This is a genomic window from Lachnotalea glycerini (assembly GCF_003201285.1).
In the GTDB taxonomy this organism is placed as follows: Bacteria; Bacillota; Clostridia; order Lachnospirales; family Lachnospiraceae; genus Lachnotalea; species Lachnotalea glycerini.
Map to the genome: position 1 here is coordinate 110207 of NZ_QICS01000006.1, position 25175 is coordinate 135381.

Annotated in this window: 19 protein-coding genes; 16 read left to right on the top strand and 3 right to left on the bottom strand. The window is 35.1% G+C overall.

Going from position 1 to position 25175, the window contains the following annotated elements; genetic code table 11:
- The first annotated feature begins 18 nt into the window (after positions 1-18).
- From C8E03_RS12670 to C8E03_RS12695, 6 genes are all read left to right on the top strand, one after another.
- Positions 19-1212 (top strand): AGE family epimerase/isomerase, encoded by a 1194-nt coding sequence (locus C8E03_RS12670; protein ID WP_207657805.1) that lies wholly within the window; start codon positions 19-21, stop codon positions 1210-1212.
- Positions 1209-2384: a glycoside hydrolase family 130 protein gene (locus tag C8E03_RS12675; RefSeq protein WP_094376621.1), complete on the top strand. Its 1176-nt coding sequence runs from the start codon at positions 1209-1211 to the stop codon at positions 2382-2384. Before C8E03_RS12670 ends, C8E03_RS12675 begins: the two co-directional genes overlap by 4 nt.
- Before the next feature lie 11 nt (positions 2385-2395).
- The gene (locus C8E03_RS12680; RefSeq protein ID WP_094376622.1) at positions 2396-3418 is read left to right on the top strand and encodes a glycoside hydrolase family 130 protein; all 1023 of its coding nucleotides are present in this window, start codon (positions 2396-2398) and stop codon (positions 3416-3418) included.
- A 33-nt stretch (positions 3419-3451) separates the two neighbouring features.
- Positions 3452-4504 carry an SGNH/GDSL hydrolase family protein gene (locus tag C8E03_RS12685; RefSeq protein ID WP_094376623.1) on the top strand — a complete coding sequence of 351 codons (1053 nt, stop codon included), beginning with the start codon at positions 3452-3454 and terminating at the stop codon, positions 4502-4504.
- Entirely contained in the window at positions 4501-5607 is a 1107-nt protein-coding gene (locus C8E03_RS12690) for an SGNH/GDSL hydrolase family protein (RefSeq protein ID WP_110291207.1), read from the top strand. The genes C8E03_RS12685 and C8E03_RS12690 overlap by 4 nt, the downstream gene beginning before the upstream one ends.
- Positions 5608-6092: 485 nt before the next feature.
- Positions 6093-6344: a hypothetical protein gene (locus C8E03_RS12695; protein ID WP_181899182.1), complete on the top strand. Its 252-nt coding sequence runs from the start codon at positions 6093-6095 to the stop codon at positions 6342-6344.
- 85 nt (positions 6345-6429) lie between these two features.
- Here C8E03_RS12695 and C8E03_RS12700 read toward each other — a convergent pair whose 3' ends face one another.
- Together C8E03_RS12700 and C8E03_RS12705 are read right to left on the bottom strand one after the other, a co-directional pair.
- Positions 6430-7473, bottom strand: coding sequence for an FAD-dependent oxidoreductase (locus C8E03_RS12700; protein ID WP_110291208.1), 1044 nt, complete (start codon positions 7471-7473; stop codon positions 6430-6432).
- Positions 7461-8597 (bottom strand): pyridoxal phosphate-dependent aminotransferase, encoded by a 1137-nt coding sequence (locus C8E03_RS12705; protein WP_094376626.1) that lies wholly within the window; start codon positions 8595-8597, stop codon positions 7461-7463. Before C8E03_RS12705 ends, C8E03_RS12700 begins: the two co-directional genes overlap by 13 nt.
- Before the next feature lie 200 nt (positions 8598-8797).
- Between C8E03_RS12705 and C8E03_RS12710 the strand changes: the two genes are divergently transcribed.
- The 8 genes from C8E03_RS12710 (at position 8798) to modA (ending at position 20738) form a co-directional block, all read left to right on the top strand.
- Complete coding sequence (locus tag C8E03_RS12710; RefSeq protein ID WP_110291209.1) at positions 8798-12358, top strand: DUF5717 family protein; 3561 nt, start codon at positions 8798-8800, stop codon at positions 12356-12358.
- Between the two features lie 12 nt (positions 12359-12370).
- Positions 12371-13666: a DUF5716 family protein gene (locus C8E03_RS12715; protein WP_110291210.1), complete on the top strand. Its 1296-nt coding sequence runs from the start codon at positions 12371-12373 to the stop codon at positions 13664-13666.
- A 20-nt stretch (positions 13667-13686) separates the two neighbouring features.
- On the top strand, positions 13687-14496 hold the full coding sequence (locus C8E03_RS12720; RefSeq protein WP_110291211.1) for a hypothetical protein: 810 nt from the start codon (positions 13687-13689) through the stop codon (positions 14494-14496).
- Positions 14497-14558: 62 nt separating this feature from the next.
- Positions 14559-15752 carry a hypothetical protein gene (locus tag C8E03_RS12725; RefSeq protein ID WP_094376630.1) on the top strand — a complete coding sequence of 398 codons (1194 nt, stop codon included), beginning with the start codon at positions 14559-14561 and terminating at the stop codon, positions 15750-15752.
- A gap of 168 nt (positions 15753-15920) precedes the next feature.
- The gene (purC, locus tag C8E03_RS12730; RefSeq protein ID WP_110291212.1) at positions 15921-16628 is read left to right on the top strand and encodes a phosphoribosylaminoimidazolesuccinocarboxamide synthase; all 708 of its coding nucleotides are present in this window, start codon (positions 15921-15923) and stop codon (positions 16626-16628) included.
- Between the two features lie 92 nt (positions 16629-16720).
- Entirely contained in the window at positions 16721-18166 is a 1446-nt protein-coding gene (gene purF, locus C8E03_RS12735; RefSeq protein WP_094376632.1) for an amidophosphoribosyltransferase, read from the top strand.
- A gap of 20 nt (positions 18167-18186) precedes the next feature.
- Positions 18187-19617, top strand: coding sequence for an adenylosuccinate lyase (purB, locus tag C8E03_RS12740; protein ID WP_094376633.1), 1431 nt, complete (start codon positions 18187-18189; stop codon positions 19615-19617).
- Between the two features lie 269 nt (positions 19618-19886).
- Positions 19887-20738 carry a molybdate ABC transporter substrate-binding protein gene (modA, locus tag C8E03_RS12745; RefSeq protein WP_094376634.1) on the top strand — a complete coding sequence of 284 codons (852 nt, stop codon included), beginning with the start codon at positions 19887-19889 and terminating at the stop codon, positions 20736-20738.
- Between the two features lie 84 nt (positions 20739-20822).
- On the opposite strand, the gene C8E03_RS12750 is transcribed toward modA, so the two are convergent.
- Entirely contained in the window at positions 20823-22595 is a 1773-nt protein-coding gene (locus tag C8E03_RS12750; RefSeq protein ID WP_094376635.1) for a methyl-accepting chemotaxis protein, read from the bottom strand.
- 207 nt (positions 22596-22802) lie between these two features.
- Here C8E03_RS12750 and C8E03_RS12755 point away from each other — a divergent pair, with 207 nt between their 5' ends.
- Together C8E03_RS12755 and C8E03_RS12760 are read left to right on the top strand one after the other, a co-directional pair.
- Entirely contained in the window at positions 22803-23687 is an 885-nt protein-coding gene (locus tag C8E03_RS12755; RefSeq protein WP_094376636.1) for a LysR family transcriptional regulator, read from the top strand.
- 136 nt (positions 23688-23823) lie between these two features.
- Positions 23824-25104, top strand: a complete 1281-nt coding sequence (locus tag C8E03_RS12760; RefSeq protein ID WP_094376637.1) for an adenylosuccinate synthase — start codon at positions 23824-23826, stop codon at positions 25102-25104.
- Positions 25105-25175 lie beyond the last annotated feature (71 nt).

Consider the following 25175-nt stretch of genomic DNA (forward strand, 5'->3'; position numbering starts at 1 on the left):
GAGATAGTAGAGGCGATGATGTTGATTGGTGAAATAAAAGAATATTTAACAAATAGAATGATTCCTTTCTGGGTTCATATGAAAGATGAAGAACATGGCGGATTTTATGGTCAGATGGATGGGGATTTAACACTTCAAAAAGAAGCGGATAAAGGTGGCATCTTAAATAGCAGGATTTTATGGTTTTTCGCAAACACTTATGGGGAGCTTGGGGATGAACATCTGTTAGAATGTGCAACACATGCATATCGATTTTTGAAAGAAGCATTTTGGGATAAAGAATATGGGGGGGTTTACTGGTCTGTTCATTACAATGGAATACAGGCAGATACGACCAAACATACATATTGCCAGGCATTTGCAATTTATGCATTGTCTTCCTACTATGCAGTAAGTAAGGACGAAAAAGCGTTAGAAATGGCTGAAAAGCTGTTTGATTTGATTGAAGATAATTGTACAGACTCATATGGGTACATGGAAGCATTTGATCGCAGGTTTATGCCAGTGGACAACGAAAAGCTATCAGAAAACGGTGTCATGGCAGACAAGACTATGAACACGATTCTTCATGTGTTTGAAGCTTATACCGAATTATACCGTGTACGAAAAGAGGAGAATAAAAGCATTGAATTTACCAATAAAGTAGCACATCGATTACGTTTTATATTAAATGTTATAGCGGATCGAATTTATAATCCCATATTAAAGAGACAAGAAGTATTTTTTGATAAAAAATATAGAAGCATTTTGGATTTAAACTCCTATGGACACGATATAGAAGCCGCATGGCTGATTGACAGAGGATGTGAGGTACTGGGAGAGAGATCTTACAGTCAAAGAATGATAAATATCACAACATCACTAACAGAAAAAATATTTGAAACAGCATTTACTGGGGATTCTTTGTACAATGAATGCTGCAATGGAGAAATTGACAAAACCAGAATCTGGTGGGTGCAAGCGGAAGCAGTAATAGGGTTTTTAAACGGTTATCAAAAAGATAAAAAAGAAAAAAAATACTACGAAGCAGCAACCTCGATTTGGAACTATATTAAGAAAAACTTTATCGATTACAGAAAAGGCTCAGAGTGGTTTTGGTCAGTGGATGACCAAGGCATTTCGAACAAAGAAAAAGGAATTGTAAACATGTGGAAATGTCCTTATCACAATGGTCGGATGTGTTTAGAGGTAATGAGGAGACTAAAAGGATGATTCATGAAAAATATTTCGAAAAATTAGAAGAACAACAGCAGCTATTTCAAAAGAAAAATCAAAAAAGTAATTTTTATAACGGAATTTATGACAGATATGTAGATCCGGTTCTGACAAACCAGCATATTCCACTTATCTGGCGTTATGATATAAACAAAGAGACAAATCCGTTCTTTATGGAACGATTAGGCGTAAATGCGGTATTAAATGCCGGAGCCATTTATTTGAATAATAAATTTTATCTGGTTGCAAGAGTAGAAGGAAATGACAGAAAGTCATTCTTTGCAGTCGCAGAGAGCGATCATGGTATTGACGGATTTCATTTCTGGGATTATCCCATTCTATTAGAGGATACGTGTTTAAGTGAAACCAATGTTTATGATATGCGTCTGACACAGCATGAAGACGGATACATTTATGGTGTGTTTTGCTCTGAGAGTAAAGATAAGACGCAGTCGGATTTATCAGCAGCAGTTGCAGAGGCAGGAATTGTAAGAACCAAGGATTTGAAAAATTGGGAGCGGCTAGAGAATCTTAAAACGCTGCACTCTTTGCAGCAAAGAAATGTTGTACTGCATCCGGAATTTGTGAATGGTAAGTATGCTTTTTACACAAGGCCAATGGACGATTTTATTGATACCGGATCGGGTGGCGGAATCGGATTTGGTTTATGCGAAGATATTACACATGCGGTAATTGATGAAGAGATCATAACCAGTAAAAGAAAGTATCATACCATTACCGAGGCTAAAAACGGAGCCGGAGCTGTGCCAATTAAGACAGAAAAAGGTTGGATTCATATTGCACATGGTGTTAGAAATACAGCAGCAGGACTTCGCTATGTCATCTATGCATTCGCAACGGCAATTGATGACCCCGCTAAGGTGATTGCAGAGCCTTCTGGATTCTTAATTGCGCCACTTGGAGAAGAAAGAGTGGGAGATGTATCCAATGTGGTATTTACTAATGGTGCCATTGCAAAGGATAACGGAGAGGTTTATATCTACTATGCTTCCTCTGATACGAGAATGCATGTGGCAACAACAACAAAAGAAAAATTGATTGATTACGTATTTCACACACCCAAAGATCCAGGGCGTTCCGTAGAATGTGTGGCACAAAGATGTGAGATAATCAAAGAAAATTTAAGACTGATAAACAACGGAAAGTAAGAGGGATTAATATGAGTAAATATACAATGAACAGTCCAACAGTGCAAAATGTACCATGGCAGGATAAGCCAGAAGACTTAAAGGGCGCTCCAATTTGGCGCTATGATAAAAATCCGATTATTGGACGAAATCCCACAGAGAAAGTGGCAAGAATTTTTAACAGTGCAGTGATTCCCTATGAAGGAGCATTTATTGGCGTGTTTCGTGGAGAGCAGGTAAACGGAATTCCATATATCTATCTGGGAAGAAGCAAAGATGCGATTCACTGGAACTTTGATGAAAATAAAATTCCTTTTCAAGATGAGAGTGGAAAAGAATTTATGCCGATTTATGCATATGATCCCCGTCTTGTAAAGATAGAAGATACATATTATATAATCTGGTGCCAGGATTTTTACGGTGCGGCAATCGGGATGGCAAAGACAACCGATTTTAAGACATTTACCAGAATTGAAAATCCATTTCTCCCGTTTAACAGGAATGCAGTATTGTTCCCTAGAAAAATAAATGGAAACTTTATGATGTTATCCAGACCCTCCGATAGTGGACATACACCATTTGGTGATATCTTTATCAGCGAGAGTCCTGATTTGACCTACTGGGGGAAACACCGCCATGTCATGGGCAAGAATCCGGAATGGTGGCAGTCTGTAAAGATTGGTGGAGGTGCGGCTCCGATTGAGACAAGTGAAGGCTGGCTTTTATTTTATCATGGAGTAACTGGAACCTGTAACGGGCTTGTTTATTCAATTGGTGGAGCAATTTTAGACATTGATGAACCTTCCAAAGTGAAATATAGATGTGAGAATTTTCTTCTGACTCCTCAGGAGTGGTATGAGGAACGTGGATTTGTACCAAATGTATGTTTCCCATGTGCAACCATCCATGACTCAAAAAGTGGAAAGATTGCCGTTTATTATGGTGCGGCAGACAGCTACGTCGGTCTTGCATTCACAACACTAGATGAAATTATAGATTACATTAAGAATAACAGTGCTGTGAGACAAGAAGACACAGAACTTGGAATCCGATAGACTAAGTGACAGACATCAAATGGAGGAAATCGTATGCTGATATTACCAGAAAATACACATTTGCAATACAGTGGCCGGATTGATTTTGAAGATAAAAATGCGCCTGTTTTCATTTACCCATGCAGTTGGGTAAAAATGAATTTTACAAAAAACACACTGAAAGTAGTCGTAGAGAATCACCATGAATGCTGGAACAATTATCTTGGGTATATTTTGGATGGCGTGCAGGGAAAACTTTTACTTTCAAGGAAAGGAAAAGAGGAGATTGAGATTCCGGTTGATAAAAAGAATGAGGAACATGAATTATTACTCTTTAAAAGGCAGGATGCTTGTCACCTGTTTACCTTTTTGGGCTTTCTTGTAGAGGATGACTGTGTGGTGAAACATGCAGATTCTAAGCCAAAGAAAAAAATCGAAGTATATGGAGACAGTGTGTCTGCTGGGGAGGTATCCGAAGCAATTGACTATGTTGGAAAAGAAGATCCAAAACACAATGGAGAATACTCAAACAGTTGGTATTCTTACGCTTGGATGACAGCTAGAAAACTGGGGGCAGAGATTCATGATATCGCGCAGGGAGGTATCTCACTGCTGAATAAGACCGGATGGTTTTGCGCACCGGAATACATTGGAATGGAAGATACTTATGATAAACTTAACTATAATCCACACCTTGGCAGTGTAAAACCATGGGATTTTACAAAATACAGACCACATGTAGTTATCGTAGCGATTGGACAAAATGATAATCACCCGGAGGATTATATGGCAGCAGAGCCAAAGGGAGTTAAGGCAAAGTACTGGAAAGAACACTATGAGATGCTTATCAGAAACCTTAGATTGAAATATCCAAAATCAGTATTGATTTTGACCACAACTATTTTAAATCATGCAAAAGAGTGGGATGATGCAATTGAAGAGGTATGTCAAAAAGTCAATGATTCAAATCTCTACCATTTTCTTTACACCAGAAACGCAGCCGGAACACCGGGTCATATCCGTATTTCGGAAGCAGAGGAGATGTCTGATGAATTGAGTGCGTTTATTGAGTCATTGGGACAAAAGATATGGGAGGCAGAAGAATGAGTCATAAAGAAAATTCAGGAATTGTTTATCAAGGCAATCTGTATCGATTAAAAAAACTAATGAAGTTGGCAAAGCAAGGCGGTGAATTTACGATTGGTTTTATAGGTGGTTCCATTACACAGGGAAGTCTTGCAACTGCACCAACTAAGTGCTATGCCTATTTGGTATATGAATGGTGGACAAAGACATTTCCACAAAGTAAGTTCCATTATGTCAATGGCGGGATCGGCGCGACCAATTCACTCTATGGAGCAGCAAGAGCATGGAGAGATGTTTTGGTGTATCGTCCAGATTTTGTAGTCGTAGATTTTTCAGTAAATGATGAATTTACCTCATTTTTTCAGGAAACCTATGAAGGAGTAATCCGGAAAGTGTATGCAGCAGAAAAAAGTCCTGCTGTTTTAGTACTGAACAATGTATTTTATGATACGGGAGTCAATGCCCAAGATTATCATAATGAAATTGCAAAGTATTACCAGATTCCTTGTGTGAGTATGAAAGAAAGCTTATATGCACAGATTATACAAGGAACACTGGAGCGGAGTTTAATGACGCAGGATAACCTGCATCCAAATGATAAAGGACATGCACTTTTGGCAGAGGAGTTAACTGCTTTATTGGAAGCGGTCTATCAGGACTTAGATATTGAGGATATAAAGGCACTATATCCCAAACAACCATTTACAGCAAATCGCTATGAAAATGCAAAGTTATATCAGATTCAAAACAGTGTACCAATATTAGATGGATTCCATGTAGATACCAGAGAAAAGATGGGGATGCTCGATTTGTATAAAAATGGATGGATCGGAGGAAAAAGAGGAGATTCAATCACCTTTAAGATAAACGCTTCGGTTATTTCTATTCAATATTTGAAATCGATTACTAAACCACGACCAGTTGCAGAAGCTATCATCGATGGGGATAAAGAACATACAGTAAAACTGGATGCTAATTTTGAGGAAACATGGGGAGATTGCCTGTATCTGCAAAACGTATGGAATAAAGATAAAAAAGAAATGCATGAAGTAGAAATAAAAATCATAGAAAGTCATGAAGATGATAAGGGATTTTTTTATTTGGTATCCCTTATTACGGATTAGAGACAGGTTAATTTTATTCAAGAAAAAAGGGAGAGGCAAAAGTGATTGCTAATCCCTTTTTTGAATTTATGCCATTTGAATTTTACAGAAAACAGTTGCTTTGTTCTTATGTTTCAATACTATTATACGTTACTATAACAAGGTCTTTCCACGTATGAAATAAAAAAAGTAACCGTGGCGGTTACTTTTTAGGGGGGAGGGAGTTTAAGGAAACCAAGTTTCCTTAAAAATATGAAAAAGATTATCTATATAAATTAAGGGATTAGCTTTAACTGATGTACTAAGTATAATTAAAAAATGTGTTAAAATAGTGATAATATATTGAATTAATTGTTAACGTTACTAGAAAATGGTGAATAAAATATGAATAAAAATTATAATTTGTTTGCGATTTTTATCAATTAATAGTATAATAATATAGACAAATTGGATATTTATTCTAGGCACTATTAAAATATTACATCATGAATTGGAGGAATGATGTTATGGGAAATGTTAATAATGAATTAAAGATGACACATTCCTGCATTTTATCACGCGGAAAAGAGAAGATTGTTAGAGTAACCTTTGAAAGTGAGACTGCTTACGCGGAAGGCATTGTTCCAAGTGGTATTATTGAAAAGCAAAACGGTTTTACTGAGGATGAGGTAAAGCAATTAGAACTTTATTTGAAGCTAAATCAAGATGATATTATGAAAAAAGCAAAAGAAATAACAGGAATTACACATTGGTTTTAAAAAATGCCCCAATTATTATGGGGCATTTTTTTGGTCGAGCCTGACATGGAAGCAATTTGCATAAGTTCAAGTTTCTGATAGAATCCTATCGTATTTTCATATGACCGAATGTTTCTGACATGCTTCCAACAAAATCCCATTGACGAGTCATATAATCTCTTAATACAGCAGTGTTAGCTTTGTATGAAGAATATAAGGCCTCAAGATTCAGATCGTCATTCCAATCCATTTCTTCAATTGCTCTTGCGGCTGCATAACCGCTTTCCAAACCAGCATAGATACCCTCGCCCATTGGATTTAGAAACCCTGCTGTTTCACCGGCAAACAGCACTCTATTGTAACCATATTCAATAGGACATCCTGGCATTATATGCGGCATAAGCCATCTTTCATCTTTTTCTTGCTCTGTAATTTTGGCATTATATTGTTTTTTCATATATTCCATAAATTCAGAGTAATAATGTTTTATATTACGGGGATCCTTAACAGACACCCCAAAGATAAGATAATCATCTTTTACGTTAAACCATGCATCGTATTCCGAAAGTTTGGGCTGTAAATAGGCATAAAAATAATGCCGATCTAAATCAATAAAACCTCTGTTAAAAGTTTGATATGTGGTGATATAGTTTTGAGGTGTATGTATCAGCTTTCGCTTAACAGAGCCTATTACACCATCGCAAACAAGGACTAATTTGGCCATTTCTGAATATGAAGTGGTACCTTTTAGATTTACAAGGACACCGTTTTCTTGCTCCTCACAAGATAAAGCCACTGTCTCATCACGCAGCTTAGCACCTGCTTGTGCTGCCTTTGAAGCCAGCCAGCAGTCAAAACTACTTCGCCAAATATTCAACCCTTCTTGTTCGTAACGGTATTCCTTACCTTTATCATTTGTAAAAATCATACCTTTATTATCCGTCGGTTGACACATGGTGAAAGCAGGAACTTCTTCGCCAAAGTATTGTAAAACCAAATCCATTGACTTTTTGATAAGAACGCCGGAGCAGGATTTATTTCTTGGCATTTTAAATTTTTCCACCAACAATACATGATAACCATTGCTGGCCAATTCCCTTGCAGCACTGCTGCCTGTTGGACCTGCACCTATAATTATTACATCATACATTTTCTGTCTCCTATGAAATTGCTGTTATCATGTAACGTTTCTAAAATACAGTCTAGCAGTTCATCATTTTTTTCAGGCTGCATAAAACAGAAACGAAAATATTTATTGCTTAAGAAAGGAAAAGTGGAGCAGTCTCTTATCATTAGGTGTTTACGTATAGCAGCATCAAAGATGTCTTGTGAGGTAAGGTGGTCTTTCTTTATTTTAACAAGTATAAAATTTGCGCTGGGCTTATAAGGATATAATTTTGTTTCTTTCTTTAATGCATCGTATATACGTGCCCGTTCAGATGAAATTAGTTGTTTTGTAGCTGCAATGTAATCCTTATCTGTGAACATAATCGTGCCGGCCACCTCAGCCAAACTATTAATTGTCCAGGGATTTTTCCTTTTATTGATTTCCTTTATTAAATCCAGATTGCCGGTTATGGCATAGCCAAGCCTAAGTCCCGGAGCAGCAAAGAATTTAGAAATACCTCTTAAGATAATTAAATTATTATAATAGTAGGTAAGCGGTATGGAATTAATCTCGTCCATATTATCAGCAAATTCCACGTAGGTTTCATCAATCATAACGAAAATATCATGTTGTTTACATGAATCTAAGATTAGTCGCAGCTGCCTGTTGCTTATTGAGGTTGAGGTTGGATTATTGGGATTACAGATGACAAGCAAATCAATTCCCTCATGCAAATGAGTTATGAAATCCTCAACATTGATATTGAAATCCTCCTCCTCCTTTAAGGGATAATAAAGTGAAGTACCTCCTCCAAGTGAAATTTCACGTTCATACTCGGAATAGGTGGGGCCAATAATAAGTGCCTTTTGAGGATGTTTTATTTGAATAAATAATGAGATTAATTCAGTAGAGCCATTTCCTACTATTATCTGGGAAGCTTCACAGCCGGCATAATTTGCAATTCTCTTTCGAAGAGTTTGGTATTCTCTGTCAGGATAAGAGGTGATTACATCTATTTTATCAGACAGGGTTTTTCTCAACAGGGGAGAAACACCCAATGGGTTTACATTTGCGCTAAAGCTAGTAATTTCATCTTTCTTTATTCCATAGACAGTCTCGATTTTTTCTAAATCACTGCCGTGAAAATGATCAGTATGTCGAATCATAATAATTCCTTTCTGACGAAAGCCGTCAAGGAAAATTCTTAAAATTTTCCTTATATAGTAAATTAGTATCAAAACAAGTCGGATATTGCACGAACTGTAGATATAGTGTTATAATTATTATATCTATTTTATTGTAAAAAGCAACAAACAATAAACATTAGAAAGAAAATTTGATACTAATAAAAAAGCAGGTGAAGGATTTGCGCGAAAGAGTAGAGGAACTTGAACGAGGAGATTTTAAGAGTAATACGCCTAAAATCGAGATTTCTACACCATTAATAGAAATAACTCTTAATGCAGATGACTGTTATGATGGCAGTTTTACATTAATAAGTACTAATTCTTACAAGATGAAGGGGGTTGTATATACCTCTACATATAGAATGCAATGTATAAATTCTCAGTTTATCGGAAAAGAAGCAACGATTCAATTTCTTTTTCTGAGTAAGGGAATTTGTGAGGGGGAAGCGATAAAAGGTAATTTCTATATTATTAGCAATGGAGGCGAATTTAGTCTTCCTTTTATTGTGAATATTCAAAAGAAAGTGATTCTTTCATCTATGGGTAAAATAAATAATCTGTTTCATTTTACCAATCTGGCTGCCTTAAATTGGAATGAGGCATTTGAAGTATTTCAATTACCTGAATTTCGAAATATTTTTATTAATCATGACAAACGATATGAAAACTTATATATCGCTCTTACTGCAGGAGAGGTAATGACAGAACAATGTATGGAAGAGTTTTTGATAGGGATTCATAAGAAAAATCCAATTTCAATTCAAATTAATGAACAGGAAAAGAATTTTGTACCGCTTACGGGAGATGAAAAAGAAAGTATTACCATTACCAAAAGTACTTGGGGATATGTAAAAATTAAAATACATGCAGATAGTGAGTTTATTGAACTTCATGATAATATTCTTACTACAGATGATTTTATAGGAAGCAGTTATCCATTAGAATATATTATCAGAAAAGATAAGCTGCATAGTGGCAGAAATTTTGGACGAATCATTTTTAATACGATTAATTGCAATATTGTTTATCATGTAACCGTATCGGCAGAGGATGAAAAGGAGCTTTGGAAGAAAAGAAAAAAGGCAAGGATGAGAAAAAAGTGTCTGGTTGAATTAACAAAGCTCTATACTGCTTTTCGCTGCAAAAAAACAAATACAAATCCATGGGTGAAAGACTGCATGGAATATGTGAATGAATTAATTGATTCAGAAGAAGATAACAAAGTATATAAGCTGTTAAAGGCACAGCTTCTATTTATCGAAAAGAAAAATTATGATGCTTATGAGTTGTTAAAAGAATTTGAGCAAAATAAAAAAGATATAAAAGAGGATATTAGAAGATACGTTTATTATCTTTACCTTACTACTTTCTGGAATAAGGATAAGAAATATTTAAGCAAGATTACAGATGAAGTTAGAAATATTTATAATAAAAAGCAAAAAAGCTGGGAAATACTATGGGTATTATTATGCATGGACACTACATTGCAGGCAGATACTTTGCAAAAATTCAGTAAAATTGAGGAACAATATTATTTGGGAGGAGAGAGTCCCATTATTTATGTGGAAGCCTATCGATTGATGCAGGCAGAGCTGTTTATACTGGCAAAGCTTGATCGGTTTGAATTGCAAGTTCTTTGGTGGGCGGCTAAGAATCAGGTTTTATCTAGAGAAGTATTATTACAAACTGCAAATTTATCTGCGAAAGCAAAGGATTTTAATCATATTTTATACAAGATTTTAATTTACGGATATGAAAAATATCAGGATAAGGAAATTCTTGGTGCCATATGTGGTCTATTAATTAAGGGAAATAAAACTGAGGCAAAGTATTTTAAATGGTACAGTCTGGGTGTTGAGCAGGATGTAAGAATTACAAGATTGTATGAGTACTATATGTATGCGATTCCAATGCACAATACAGAGAATATACCAAAACCGGTCTTAATGTATTTTGGATATTACAATAATTTAGAATACAAAAAAAGTGCTTTGCTTTATGAGCGCGTCATTAAGCAAAGAGATGTATATCCCGAATTATTTCAAAGCTATCGCCGTCATATTGAGGAATTTATGTTAGAACAGTTGATGTTGAAACGTAACAATGAACAGCTTGCTTTTATATATGATACCATGCTGTCTTTGAATCAAATGACAAAGGAAATAGCAAATAAAATATCAGGAATTTTATTTGGCTGTGAATTATACTGTAAAAACCCCAATATTAAAAGTGTTTTGGTAGTTCATAAGCATTTGAAGACAGAAAAAATATACCCTGTCATAGATAATACTGCATATATTAATCTTTACACAAAGGAGTATGAGATAGCGCTTCTGGATAGAGAAGGAAATAGGTATTTAAATTCAATTGAGTATGAATTAAAGAATTTGATAGATGAAGCATATTATATTAAGAGGTGCTATGAGCTGGACACAGAAGACATCAATATTAAATTCAACATTTGTCAGAATTTGGTGGCCAGCAGCAACATAACGGACAAATGTCTTGAGATTATATCTGAGCTGATCGATGAATCCTTTATAAAAGACAGCTATAAAAACTATTTAAGAAGTATTGTCATTCAATATTGCTATGATCACTATGAGGATGATAATTTGACAATCTATATGAAAGATATGAATCTTGCCTGTGTGGCTGGTTTTCAGCGTTCCAAAGCAATAGAATATCTTATCATGAAAGGATTTTATGAAAAAGCGTATGAAGAGATTCAAAAATATGGATGCGAACAAATCAAAGTAAAGCAGCTCGTTAAATTAATAAGCAGGCTTATTGATATAAATGACTATGAGGAAAATGCCATTTTATTATCAATGTGTGTCTATGTATTTCAAGCAAGGAAGTATGATGATACTATATTGAACTATTTAGTCCAATATTTTAATGGAACTTCAAATAAAATGAAAGATATCTGGATTGCTGCGTTTAAATTTGATTTAGATGCCTATGAGCTTTCTGAGAGATTAATTTTGCAGGTTTTATTTACGAATGAGTACATAGAGGAAATTGATAAAATTTTTGAATATTATTATATAAAGGGTGCCAGATTTCAAATAGAAAAGGCTTTTTTAACCTATTATGCATACCGTTATTTAGTCTTTAATAAGACAGTAGGTGATAAAATATTTGAGTACATCGCTAAGGAACAGCAAAACGAAGATTTACAAAACGATACCTGTAAACTAGCTTTGCTAAAACATTTTGCACAAGATTCTGTTTTAACAGAAAAAAACAAAGAGTATGTAATTAAAACCTTACAGGAATTTATGCATCGTAAAATGTATTTTAAATTCTATAATCAGTTTGAAAAACAGATTTTGGAAACCTGCTGCTATGAAGGACAATATATCGTGGAATATCAAGCAGATTCAAATAATAAAGTCCAGATTCACTATTTTCGAGAGGATTTGAAGGGTGAAGGTGAATATAAAATTGAAGAAATGAAACAAATATACCCTGGTATCTATAGTAAGCAATTTACGGCATTTTATGGTGAAAGAATTCAATATTATATGACAGAGGAAAATAATACAGATCATTTAGTTAAGAATCACGTTATAGTAAAAAACGAAATGGATTTATGCAGTACACAGAGTCGTTATAATATGTTAAACGATATGTCTGTGGCAATGCAGTTAAATGATGATCAAACATTACTGGAGCTGATGAAACGATATGCATATAATTCTCAGACGGTAGAGCTGCTATTTAAGAGCATATAGGAGGAGAAATAGGTGGATAGTTGTGAAAAATCAAAAAAAGAACTGATTGTAGGATATGACTTATGCAATGACTATTCACAGATCAGCTATTTTAATTTTACAAATGCTGAGCCAAAAACGATCAGCACGACAGCAGGTGAGGAAAGATTTCAGATACCAACCGTGTTATTAAAGAAAAAGGGTCTGGATAAATGGTTTTTTGGCGATGAGGCACTTAAGAAAGCGCTAAATGGTGAGGAGCTGCTTGTTAAAGACATATTAGATAAAGGGATACATAATGAAGTTACAGTTATTGAGGATAAAGAATATGTTCCTGCTCAATTGCTTGAGACTTTTATAAGAAAAACGCTTAGCCTTTTTGCGTATGAAGGAATTGCACAAAAAATACCGGATGTCATTGTATTTACGTTGGAGCATATAGATAGAAATTTAACCGCCACAATCAAACAAAGTGCAAAAGCAATTGGGATATGTGAGGATCATATTTATATTCAGAGTCATGATGAAAGTTTTGTAGAATATACTTTGAACCAAAAGAGGGAACTATGGAGCTATGATGTAGTATTACTGGATTATTGCAGAGATTATCTTAAAGCATATTATTTGAAAATCAACACAAAAACAACACCTATATTTGTTACAATTGATAAGAAAAATTTTAAAGATATAGAAATGCCCCCAACAAGCTTTTTACCTGATTCAGAGGAAGAAAAGAGAAAGAAATTGGACCAGACTGTCAAGGATGCACTTAAGAACTATTTTGGAGTCAATATAATTTCTTGTGTATTTTTATGTGGAGATGGCTTTGAAAGTACTTTATCTAAGGAGACTCTACGATTTTTATGCAGTGGGAGACGGGTTTTTCAAGGCAAAAATCTGTACACAAAAGGAGCCTGCTACACAGGGGCTGCCAAATTTATTGATACGCAAACTGAGAATTATTTGTTTTTTAGTGAAAATAAGATAAAGTATAATGTTGGTTTGGACGTCTTTTATCAGGGGGAGAAAAAATATCATTCCCTCATAACAGCGGGTGAAAATTGGTATGATGCAAAAGGGGAATGTGAATTAATACTAGATGAGGAATCTTGTGTTGAATTAAAGTTTACCCCAATTGATAATCAGGATACGCGTAATATCATTATTAATCTTCATGAATTGCCTAACAGGCCAAATAAAACGATAAGGGTACAGCTTTATGTAAAATTTGAATGTGCCAATATAGGTACAGCTATCATTAAAGATTTAGGTTTTGGAGAATTTTTTAAATCATCGGAAAAAATATGGAAGCATGAGATACTATTGTAATTATAGAAGGAAGGGATAAAATGGGCAGGCTTATATTGTGTCATCCTAATAAAGCAGAAAAACCATACTTTATGAAAAGCATGAGTCTTAATTTGTATACCATAGAAGAATTATGCTATTATCTCTACGATAATCTCTATTTTATTGAAGAAAGTATGATTAGCGATGAGCTGATTGATTGGATTGATAAAGAGCTTAAATTAACTGATTTAGTCCAGCAGTTAAATAAAAATCGAGGAAATGTCAAAAGCTTAATTATGATTATACTAAAATATGCGGGATATATTTCTGATAGAGATATGGAGGAAACAAATAAGCTTTTGACTGAAATGGACCAAAAAAGTGATTGGGAAAAGTCATTGGCAAGAGCAACCCATTATTTGCAAAACAAAAAGTATGTAGAAGCAATATTAGAATATAAGAAATTGTATGGGTTTTGTGAATACGGTCAAAGGGAAAAAGTATTAAACAACATAGGAGTAGCTTATGCAAAAATGTTTTATTTCAGAGAGGCAGCACGTTATTTTAAACAAGCTTATGAATTTGGGAATAATCAAGACATATATAAGCAGTTTTTATATGCAGTTGCTATGGCACCAAAAGAGGAAACAGAGGATATAAAGGAAGCTCTTGACTTAGATTGTGAAGAGGCTTTAAAAAAAGATTTGGCTATGATAGAATCTTCAGAATGTAATATAAAACTTGACCAATTAAACGAAGTGCTTGATTACAAAAAGGAAAACCAGATTGCACAATATTATAAGGGGTTGGAAAGCCTGCTTGCTGATTGGAAGGAAGAGTATATTAGCTTTAATAACATTAATTCATAAGAGAGAATTGTAAGATGCAGACTTTCGGCAATCAGCAGTAAGCTGCAACAGTGGAGGATAATATGGGGCTTTTTGACAGATTTAAGAAAAGAGAAAACACACAACAGGAACAGTTAATGAATGAAATTGATCAAGTGTTGGAGGATAGAAAATTAAAGCTTGAGGAAATCAATATTAATAATAAAGAGCAAAGGGATCAGTATGTCAAATTTTGCTGTGATCAAATAAAGATAGCAAGAAAGGAGTTATCTGATACAAAGCAAGAATATAATCTGGTTACGACCTATTTGAGTGATATTCAACAAATTGAAGAGTTGCCATTAAATAACAAGGCAGAAGTTTCTGATTTAGCAAGAGAAATTGTTTTACTTAGTGATGAAAGAAAAAGTTTTCAAAGTGCGGCAGCTAAAATTACCGATTTGCAATATTCTCAAATCGAATTAAATGAAGAGGATATTCCACACGTATTGGCTGATTTGGAAGAACGAGAAAAGGAGCAGAGTTTAATTAAGACAGATTTAAAATATTTGGAAGGTGAAAAAACATCTCTCATTTTTTTAAGAAAAGAAACGGTCAAAAGCCAAAAGAATATGAAAGCACTTGCAATTATAACACTGTTTACATTTATTATATCTTTTCTAATGTTATTTATTTTACAGACAATTACTAATCTGAAGGTATCAGTAGGATATTCCGCCGTTGTATTTTGCGGAGCCATTGCTGCAACTGCTATTTTTGTAAAAATAAGATACAATGTAGTAGAGTTAAAGAAAGTTGACCTTAAAATTAATCGCGCAATCAGCTTGTCAAACAGTACGAAAATTAGATATGTCAATGCTACAAATGCCTTGGACTATATTTGCAGTACCTATAATGTCAGCGGCGGGCGTGAACTTTCGTTTATTTGGGAGCAATATTTGGCAGCAAAGGCAGAAAGCCAGAGATATAAGCTAAATACGGCTGATTTGGATTTTAATAACAGACAATTAATCGGAATACTGACCCGTTATAAAATACAGGCACCTTCGATATGGATTCATCAGGCACTTGCATTGATTGATGACAAGGAAATGGTGGAAGTGAGACATAATTTGAATGTAAGGCGTCAAAATCTTCGTAAGAGAGTAGAATACAATACAGATATGATTAAGAATGCGAAAAAGGATATCACAAAGATTGCCGCAACGAACCCAGAATATGCAGATGAAATTGTTGATGTAGTAAAATCCGTAGAGGATATTACGGAGAACGATTAGCATAAGTTATAAGTATTACTTAATAATTTTAATAACATATAACCCTGATTAATAAGGATATCATATTGCTTTTGAAAATGCATTATATTATAATGCTAGAAGAGAGCATAATCTCTATAAGAGTAGGTAAACTGATAATGATATACCAAGAAGGACAGGTGGCAACCAATGAAAAAGTTAGAAATGCTTTATGAAGGAAAGGCAAAAAAGGTTTATTCAACCGATGTCGAGGATGTACTGATTGTTGATTATAAGGATGATGCAACAGCTTTTAACGGCTTGAAAAAGGGAACGATTGTGGGTAAAGGTGTAATTAATAATAAAATGACCAATCATCTTTTTGCTCTATTGGAAAAAGAAGGCGTGCCTACTCATTTGGTGAAAGAGCTTAGTGATAGAGAGACAGCAGTAAAAAAGGTTGAAATCGTACCATTGGAAGTAATCGTAAGAAACGTTGCTGCCGGAAGCTTTTCGAAAAAACTGGGAATTGAAGAAGGAACTAAATTGTTTTCACCTACACTGGAATTCAGCTATAAGAATGATGAGCTTGGAGATCCTTTTATTAACGATTACTATGCTTTGGCACTTGGTTTAGCAACAAAAGACGAAATAGATAAAATTACAGAGCTTGTATTTAAAGTAAACAGCTTTTTGTGCAAGTATTTTGAAAAGCTTGGCATGAGACTGATTGATTTTAAGGTGGAGTTTGGAAGATATAAAGGTCAGATTATTTTAGCTGACGAGATTTCACCTGATACATGTAGATTGTGGGACTTAGAAACAAATGAAAAATTGGACAAGGATCGCTTCAGAAGAGATTTGGGTAATGTAGAAGATGCCTATAAGGAAGTATTTGCGAGACTTGGAATTAAATAATTGATAGCATAGGAGGTTTTTAAATTTCCTATGCTTTCAAATTGCAGGAGATTTGAACCTGGCAGACTACTACATGTTAGAAAGGAAATTCAATGAGTAATAATATACATGAGCAGTATGACATAACAGACGAATTACACGAAGAATGCGGCGTTTTCGGTATGTATGATTTTGACGGTGGAAATGTTGCGTCCACGATATATTATGGTCTTTTTGCTTTACAGCACAGAGGGCAGGAAAGCTGCGGTATAGCTGTAAGCGAAACGGAAGGGCCAAAGGGTAAGGTAAGCTCCTACAAAGGAATGGGATTGGTAAATGAGGTATTTACTCCTGAAAGCTTAGAAGGTATGAATGGTGATATTGGCGTGGGTCATGTTCGTTATTCAACTGCGGGAAGCAGCACGAGAGAAAATGCACAGCCATTGGTTTTAAATTATGTAAAAGGGACTCTGGCATTGGCACATAACGGTAATTTAATTAATGCACCTCAGTTAAGACATGAGTTAGAGTACACCGGTGCTATATTTCAGACAACAATTGATTCCGAGGTAATTGCCTATCATATTGCGAGAGAGAGACTGAATACCAAATCAGTTGAAGAAGCAGTTGTCCGGGCAATGAAAAAGATTCAGGGGGCATATTCGTTAATTGTTATGAGCCCAAGAAAGCTAATTGGAGCAAGAGATTCTTATGGCTTTAAGCCACTATGTATTGGGAAAAGAGATAATTCTTATATTATTACATCGGAAACCTGTGCGCTAGAAACAGTGGGTGCACAGTTTATACGTGATATATTACCTGGAGAGGTTGTTACTATTACACCGGAGGGTATTTTTTCTGATACAAGTATGTGTAAATCAAAGGAAAAAGAGGCTAGATGTATTTTTGAATATATTTATTTTGCCAGACCAGATAGTCATATTGATGGAATCAGTGTATATCATTCCAGAATTTTGGCAGGTAAATTCTTAGCCATGGATTCGCCGGTAGAGGCAGATTTAGTTGTTGGAGTGCCTGAATCAGGAAATGCAGCAGCGCTTGGCTATTCTCTTCAATCAGGGATTCCCTATGGAACAGCGTTTGTGAAAAACGGTTATGTAGGTCGTACTTTTATTAAACCCAAGCAAAGCAACAGAGAATCAAGTGTAAGAATTAAGCTGAATGTTTTGGCAGAGGCAGTAAAAGGAAAAAGAGTCATCATGATTGATGATTCCATTGTACGCGGAACAACCAGTGATAGAATTGTAAGCATGTTAAAGGAAGCAGGAGCAAAAGAGGTTCATGTAAGAGTCAGTTCCCCACCTTTTTTATTTCCTTGTTATTTTGGAACGGATATACCTAGCAGAGAGCAGCTCATTGCATATAACCGAACAGTAGATGATATAAGAAAGGTTATTGGAGCTGATAGCTTAGGTTATTTAAGAATTGAGAGATTAAGCGAGATGGTAGATAAACTGCCAATCTGCAATGGTTGCTTTACAGGTAAATATCCTATGAATCCGCCAACTGAGGATATTCGCGGAGAATATCAAAAATAATAAGCCAAGGAGTTAAGAGTATGACAGATAGATACCAAAGTCCATTATCAGAAAGATATGCGAGTAAAAAAATGCAGTATATCTTTTCTCCAGATATGAAATTTCGAACATGGAGAAGGTTATGGATTGCGTTAGCCGAAACGGAAAAAGAATTAGGACTGAATATCACGGATGAGCAAATTGAGGAATTAAAAGCGCATAAGGATGATATTAATTATGACGTTGCAAAGGAAAGAGAAGCACTTGTCAGACATGATGTAATGTCACATGTATATGCATATGGAGTACAGTGTCCTAAGGCAAAGGGAATTATTCATTTAGGAGCTACCTCATGCTATGTCGGTGACAATACAGATATTATTGTTATGGCAGAGGCGCTAAAGCTGGTTCGTACAAAATTAATCAATGTGATCGCAGAGCTTGCTAAGTTCGCAGAGGAATATAAAGCTCTGCCAACGCTTGCGTTTACACATTTTCAGCCTGCCCAGCCTACTACGGTAGGAAAGAGAGCCACACTGTGGTTACAGGAATTTATGATGGATTTTGAGGATTTGGAATATGTACTTAAAAGTCTCAAACTGTTAGGTTCCAAGGGAACAACCGGTACGCAGGCAAGTTTTTTGGAATTATTTGATGGGAATCACGAAACAATTGATAAAATAGATCCAATGATAGCAAAAAAATTAGGCTTCCAAGAGTGTTATGCAGTTTCAGGACAAACCTATTCACGTAAGGTAGATGCCAGAGTGCTAAATATTTTATCAGGAATCGCATTAAGCGCCCATAAGATGTCAAACGATATCCGCTTATTACAGCATTTAAAAGAGGTGGAAGAGCCATTTGAAAAGAATCAGATTGGCTCATCTGCAATGGCATATAAGAGAAATCCAATGAGAAGTGAAAGAATAGCTTCTCTGTCAAGATATGTCATGATAGATGCTCTTAATCCTGCGATTACTTCAGCGACGCAGTGGTTTGAAAGAACCTTGGACGATTCTGCGAATAAGAGACTTAGTATTCCGGAAGGCTTTTTGGCAATTGATGGAATTTTGGATCTTTGCTTAAATGTAGTAGACGGTTTAGTGGTTTATCCTAAGGTAATTGAAAAGCGTTTACGTTCTGAACTTCCTTTTATGGCAACGGAAAATATTATGATGGATGCGGTAAAAGCAGGCGGAGACAGGCAGGAACTTCATGAAAGAATTAGAGAGCTGTCAATGGAAGCAGGTAAGAATGTTAAGGTAAATGGTTTGGAAAATAATCTTTTAGAGCTGATTGCTGCGGATCCTGCCTTTAATATGACAATAGAAGAGCTTAATCAGACAATGGATCCGGCTAAATATACAGGACGCTCTAAAGAGCAAGTAGAGACATTTCTTGAAAATGTAGTAAATCCGGTATTAGAAGCAAATAAGGAAATATTGGGAATCAAAGCTACAATCAATGTTTAGTTGAATCGGTTTCTTACTCAGCTAAATGTTGTGATTTATAATTTCACATTGAAAAAATGTAAGAACTAATATTGAACATTCATTAAAAAAATTCCGTGATTTTTGTCACGGAATTTTTTGTGTTATGTTTTATCATTCGTGATTCTTAATATAAAGTGTGAATTTACCATATAAATTATCAAAAAAGACTACCTTTATAGAATAATTAGTGATAGAATTTAATGTGTTTATTATCTTTGTAATTACAGAAGCAAAAGGGGGACTTTTATATGAAAAAGAAGGGATTAATTGTGTTGTTAATGACTGCTATGACAGCAGCTATGTTGGTAGGCTGTAAAAGCGATACAAACACAACGAAAGAAAGTAAGACGACTGTTACACTGTTTGCAGCAAAAAGCTTAAATGCCGTTATGGAAGAATTGATCGTGGCATACAACGAAATCCAACCAAACGTAAAAATCATTGGAGACTATGAAAACGCAGGTGCATTGATGACACGGATTGAGGAAGGGGCAGCTTGTGATGTATTTTTTTCTGATGATCAAAAACAGATGGATCAGCTACAAGGGGATAGCTTGATATTGGAAGAGACGAGATTTAATGTTGTTAATAATCAGGTTTGTGTTGTAACTTACAACGGAAGCAATACTAGTGTTACAGGGATATCCGATTTGGCAAAGGCTTCCAGTCTTGCATTAGCAGATAGTTTAGTGCCCGTAGGAATATATACAAGACAGGCTATGGCTTCCTCCGCAATACTTCCAAAATGTGAGGATGCTTCGGCAATAACAACCGCAGAAATTTCAGAAATCCTAGGAGGCATACAGATTAATGAATGCGCAAACGTTGGTGCAGTAATAGCAGCAGTGTCAGAAGGTTTAAATGAAGTTGGAACGCTTTATTATTCAGATACATATGGTTATGATGATAAGTTAATAATACTAGAAAAAATTCCCAATGAGCTTACAGGAGATGTTTTCTATCCTGTTGCACAGATTCAAAATAAAGAAGCAGACCGTTTGGAAGAAGAGGCGGCACTTGACTTTATACATTTTCTTATTTCTGATGAGGCAAAGACTATTTTAGATAAATATTATTTTGATACTAAAGTAAATAATTAACGGTGCTGTTATTCATTCATTATTCAAATTTAACTGCCAAGATTATAATATGAGCGCCCCACAATCCATAGGGCGCTCACTACTTTATTCTTCTATCTTAAGTTCTTTTGCAGCATGCTGCTGGTTTAAACGAAACTGTTTGGTATTTGCAGCAAGGTCAGAGGATAGTGTGACAATGTCATTGGTTGCATCCGTACAATCAGTTACAATTTTACTTAGCTCTATCATAGATGCAGAGGTTTCTTCTGTGCTTGCAGCATTTTCTTCGGCGATAGCGGCAAGGCTTTCAACACTGTTTAAGACATTTTCCTTTAGGCTTGCCAAATGGTCGATTTCAGAAGTGATTTTATTAATTGCTACATTAACTTCTTTAATTTCCGAGTCTAAGGAAGTAAACATTTCCCTTGTATTATCAAGCTTTTCATTTTGAGAAGCAATCATATCGGCAACATGATTCATCGTTTTAACACTTGTATTTGAATTATTAATCAAGGTATTTACAATAGTTGCAATTTTATTGGCTGAGTCATGCGATTGATCTGCCAAAACTCTGATTTCTTCCGCGACAACGGCAAATCCTCGTCCATGTTCACCTGCTCTGGCTGCTTCTATGCTGGCATTTAATGAAAGCAAATTAGTCTGACTGGCAATGTCTGCAATCAAATCCGTAGCTGCTTGAATCTGAATAGCAGATTCGTTCGTTATGTTAGTCTGATCTTGAACAGTATCAACAGATTCCTTTGTTTTTTGACTGATGTCAAATAGTTCGGTAAGAGTGGTATTGGCAGTGCCATTATAGTCCACCATTTTCTTGGCACTTGTAGTGAGTACCTCGACATTTAAGTAGGTATGATCAATGGCATTTCCCATATTTAATACTTCACTATTGGCATTTTGTGTTTCACTTGCCTGAGAGGTTGCGCCATTTGCTATTTCATCTATTGCAGTATTTATATTGCTAATAGCTTCACTTATTGAAAGAAAGGAAGCTTTAAAGCTGGTTGAAAAATCAGCCAGAGAATCAGAAGTAGATAGGATTTTATGTAATATATCGGTAAAGGAATGAATCAATGACTGCAAAGAACGTGACATATCACCTACTTCATCTTTGCGCTTCAATAATTTATTTTGTACATCTTCATCCAACTCTCCATTTGCCACTTTATTTACATGTGTAACAATATTACGTATGGCCTTTACAATTAGTCCAATAAAGAAAATGCCGGAAATTAATGATATAACTAATACAATAATATCGATTATCATATTTTCATAGATATTTTTCTGGACAGTTCCAATTGCTTCGGTACGAGGAATACCTGCAAACAACATACCTACAATTTCGTTGCTGCTTGGCTGATAAAGAGGAGCATAATAACCGCAATATGCAGTTCCATTAATTACGATATCGGAATCATAATATTCCTTGCCATTATTAAGAACGGTTTCAATTACATTATCGCCTGCTTTTGTTCCAACAATACGGCTGCCGTCTGAGCTCTTTAGGCTTGTTGCTGCACGAGTATCACTCATAAATATGGTGCAGTCCATTTCAGTATTATTTTTGAAATCATCCAAAATATTTAAAATATCCGAGATATCTTTTCCGCCTTTATATAAAACGCCATTTGTGTAGGTGTAATCACCATCACCAAATGAAGCGGTAATGGATTTAAGCGAGTATACGCCAGCATTTAATTCATGTTTAATAAGATTATCAGAAAGAGAAAGCATTCTAAGGGTACTTGAAATGATGGAGACGATAGATAGAATGATAAGTGGTACAATTATAATTAACAGCATTCTGACTAATAATTTAATTCCTTTTCTTTTTTCAATCGTTACTTGTTTATTCATAATGTTAACTCCTTTATCAAATAGATTATGTATCAATACTAAAAATTATATAATAAATGAGATATTGGTACTGTATTTAATTATAGTTTTTTTATCAGAATATTTCAATCAAATTTGATTAAAATAGAATTGTTTTCTCTATTTGAAATATAAAATGAAATATGTGATAATAAAGAAAGAACAAGGAAAGACGAAACAGGTGTAATCATGGATATTAATTTAGATTATTATAAAATATTTTATTATGTCGGTATTCTTAAGAGTATATCTAAGGCAGCAGAGCAACTGGCAATATCGCAGCCTGCAGTCAGCCAGTCAATCAAGCAGCTTGAGAAAGCGATTGGAGCACCGCTTTTTATACGAACTTCTAAGGGAGTTCGTTTTACATCAGAGGGAGAGGTTTTATTTTCTTATATTAAAAGAGGGTATGAATACATTACTTTAGGGGAAAATAAGGTAAAGGAAATGCTGAATTTGCAATATGGCGAAATCCGAATCGGAGCTAGTGATATGACATTGCAATTTTATCTTTTACCTATATTGGAACAATTTCATGAGCAATATCCCAAGATAAAAGTGACGGTTACAAATGGTCCAACCCCGGAAACACTAAATATACTGCAAGAAGGCAGAATTGATTTTGGAGTAGTCAGTTCTCCGATTGTTCATAGGTCGGGTATACAGATTCGAGCTGTAAAGGAAATAGAAGATAGTTTTGTTGCAGGTTCTAAATTTCGCTATTTAAAGGATAAAAAATTGGAATACAGCCAGCTTGAAACACTTCCTATCATCTGTCTGGAGGGTAATACAAGTACAAGAACCTATGTGGATGCGTATCTGCTGAATAGAAATGTAGTATTAAATCCTGAGTTTGAATTGGCAACCAGTGAAATTATTGTTCAGTTTGCGTTGAGAAATTTGGGGATTGCAAGTGTGGTTAGGGATTTTGCAAGGAAATACATTGAGAATGGAGAATTAATTGAGTTAAAATTCAATGAAGTAATTCCAAAAAGAAATTTTTGTATTGCTATGGATGAAAATAATCCATTATCCTCAGCAGCACAAAAATTTATGGATATGATTTCAAATTAGAACATAAGTATACGTTATATCTAATATAAAAGATATTGATTTTACTTATGAAAATGATTGTAGTATAATCAAATCGTTAGGTTAAATAAGCTTTGCAAAAGCAAATATGTAATGTGAAATGTTAGGAGGATATATTATGGTTAAAGCAGTAGTTGGAGCAAATTGGGGAGATGAAGGCAAAGGAAAGATTACCGATATGCTCGCGAAAGAGGCTGATATTATCGTAAGATTTCAAGGAGGGGCAAATGCAGGTCATACCATTATCAATGATTATGGAAAGTTTGCATTACATACACTTCCATCAGGAGTTTTCTATGGTCATACTACAAGTGTGATAGGAAATGGTGTTGCTCTTAATATACCACTTTTATTTAAGGAGATACAAGGAATTGTAGAACGTGGCGTTCCGGCTCCAAAGATTTTAGTATCCGATCGGGCACAAATAGTGATGCCATATCATATTCTTTTGGATCAATATGAGGAAGAAAGACTGGGTGGCAAATCCTTTGGTTCTACCAAATCAGGAATCGCACCATTTTATTCAGATAAATATGCAAAAATTGGTTTTCAGGTATGTGAACTATTTGAGGCAGATTCACTAAGAGAAAAAATAGAACGGGTTTGTGAAACGAAAAACGTGTTATTAGAACATTTATATCATAAGCCGGTTTTAAATACAGATGAAATTTTCGAGGAATTAATGAAATACAAGGATATGGTGGCTCCTTATGTATGTGATGTATCTTTATATTTATGGAATGCAATTAAGCAAGGAAAGAATGTTTTATTAGAAGGACAGTTAGGCTCTTTAAAGGACCCAGATCATGGTATTTATCCAATGGTTACTTCATCATCAACACTTGCTGCATACGGTGCTATCGGAGCGGGAATTGCTCCATATGAAATTAAGCAGATTATTACAGTTTGCAAGGCATATTCAAGTGCAGTTGGTGCAGGTGCTTTTGTCAGTGAAATATTTGGTGATGAGGCGGATGAATTAAGAAAACGCGGCGGAGATGGTGGTGAATATGGAGCTACAACAGGTCGTCCAAGACGTATGGGATGGTTTGATATAGTGGCATCTAAATATGGCTGTAGAATGCAGGGAGCTACAGACGTAGCATTTACAGTAGTGGATGTATTAGGATATTTAAATGAAATTCCGATATGTACGGGATATGAGATTGATGGTAAGGTAATAACAGATTTTCCTACTACAGCACAGTTAGAAAAGGCGAAGCCGGTACTGGAAGTATTACCAGGATGGAAAACAGAAATACGAGGAATTAAAAAATACGAAGATTTGCCGGAAAATTGTAGAAAATATATTGAATTTATTGAGGAAAGACTCGGATTTCCAATCACATTAATTTCAAACGGACCAGGAAGAGATGACATTATTTATAGAAGCAGATAAATGATTACGAAGGCGGACAGTAAAAATTGTCTGCCTTTGTTAATGTAAAAGAAAATAAATGATGTAAGAAA

Coding starts and splice junctions, on each gene's coding strand:
- C8E03_RS12760 (WP_094376637.1), top strand. CDS start 23,824: ATGGTTAAAGCAGTAGTTGGAGCAAATTGGGGAGATGAAGGCAAAGGA.
- C8E03_RS12720 (WP_110291211.1), top strand. CDS start 13,687: ATGGGCAGGCTTATATTGTGTCATCCTAATAAAGCAGAAAAACCATAC.
- C8E03_RS12755 (WP_094376636.1), top strand. CDS start 22,803: ATGGATATTAATTTAGATTATTATAAAATATTTTATTATGTCGGTATT.
- C8E03_RS12685 (WP_094376623.1), top strand. CDS start 3,452: ATGCTGATATTACCAGAAAATACACATTTGCAATACAGTGGCCGGATT.
- C8E03_RS12695 (WP_181899182.1), top strand. CDS start 6,093: ATGGGAAATGTTAATAATGAATTAAAGATGACACATTCCTGCATTTTA.
- purF (WP_094376632.1), top strand. CDS start 16,721: ATGAGTAATAATATACATGAGCAGTATGACATAACAGACGAATTACAC.
- C8E03_RS12675 (WP_094376621.1), top strand. CDS start 1,209: ATGATTCATGAAAAATATTTCGAAAAATTAGAAGAACAACAGCAGCTA.
- C8E03_RS12705 (WP_094376626.1), bottom strand. CDS start 8,597: ATGATTCGACATACTGATCATTTTCACGGCAGTGATTTAGAAAAAATC.
- modA (WP_094376634.1), top strand. CDS start 19,887: ATGAAAAAGAAGGGATTAATTGTGTTGTTAATGACTGCTATGACAGCA.
- purC (WP_110291212.1), top strand. CDS start 15,921: ATGAAAAAGTTAGAAATGCTTTATGAAGGAAAGGCAAAAAAGGTTTAT.
- C8E03_RS12725 (WP_094376630.1), top strand. CDS start 14,559: ATGGGGCTTTTTGACAGATTTAAGAAAAGAGAAAACACACAACAGGAA.
- C8E03_RS12680 (WP_094376622.1), top strand. CDS start 2,396: ATGAGTAAATATACAATGAACAGTCCAACAGTGCAAAATGTACCATGG.
- C8E03_RS12700 (WP_110291208.1), bottom strand. CDS start 7,473: ATGTATGATGTAATAATTATAGGTGCAGGTCCAACAGGCAGCAGTGCT.
- C8E03_RS12670 (WP_207657805.1), top strand. CDS start 19: ATGTTGATTGGTGAAATAAAAGAATATTTAACAAATAGAATGATTCCT.
- C8E03_RS12690 (WP_110291207.1), top strand. CDS start 4,501: ATGAGTCATAAAGAAAATTCAGGAATTGTTTATCAAGGCAATCTGTAT.
- purB (WP_094376633.1), top strand. CDS start 18,187: ATGACAGATAGATACCAAAGTCCATTATCAGAAAGATATGCGAGTAAA.
- C8E03_RS12750 (WP_094376635.1), bottom strand. CDS start 22,595: ATGAATAAACAAGTAACGATTGAAAAAAGAAAAGGAATTAAATTATTA.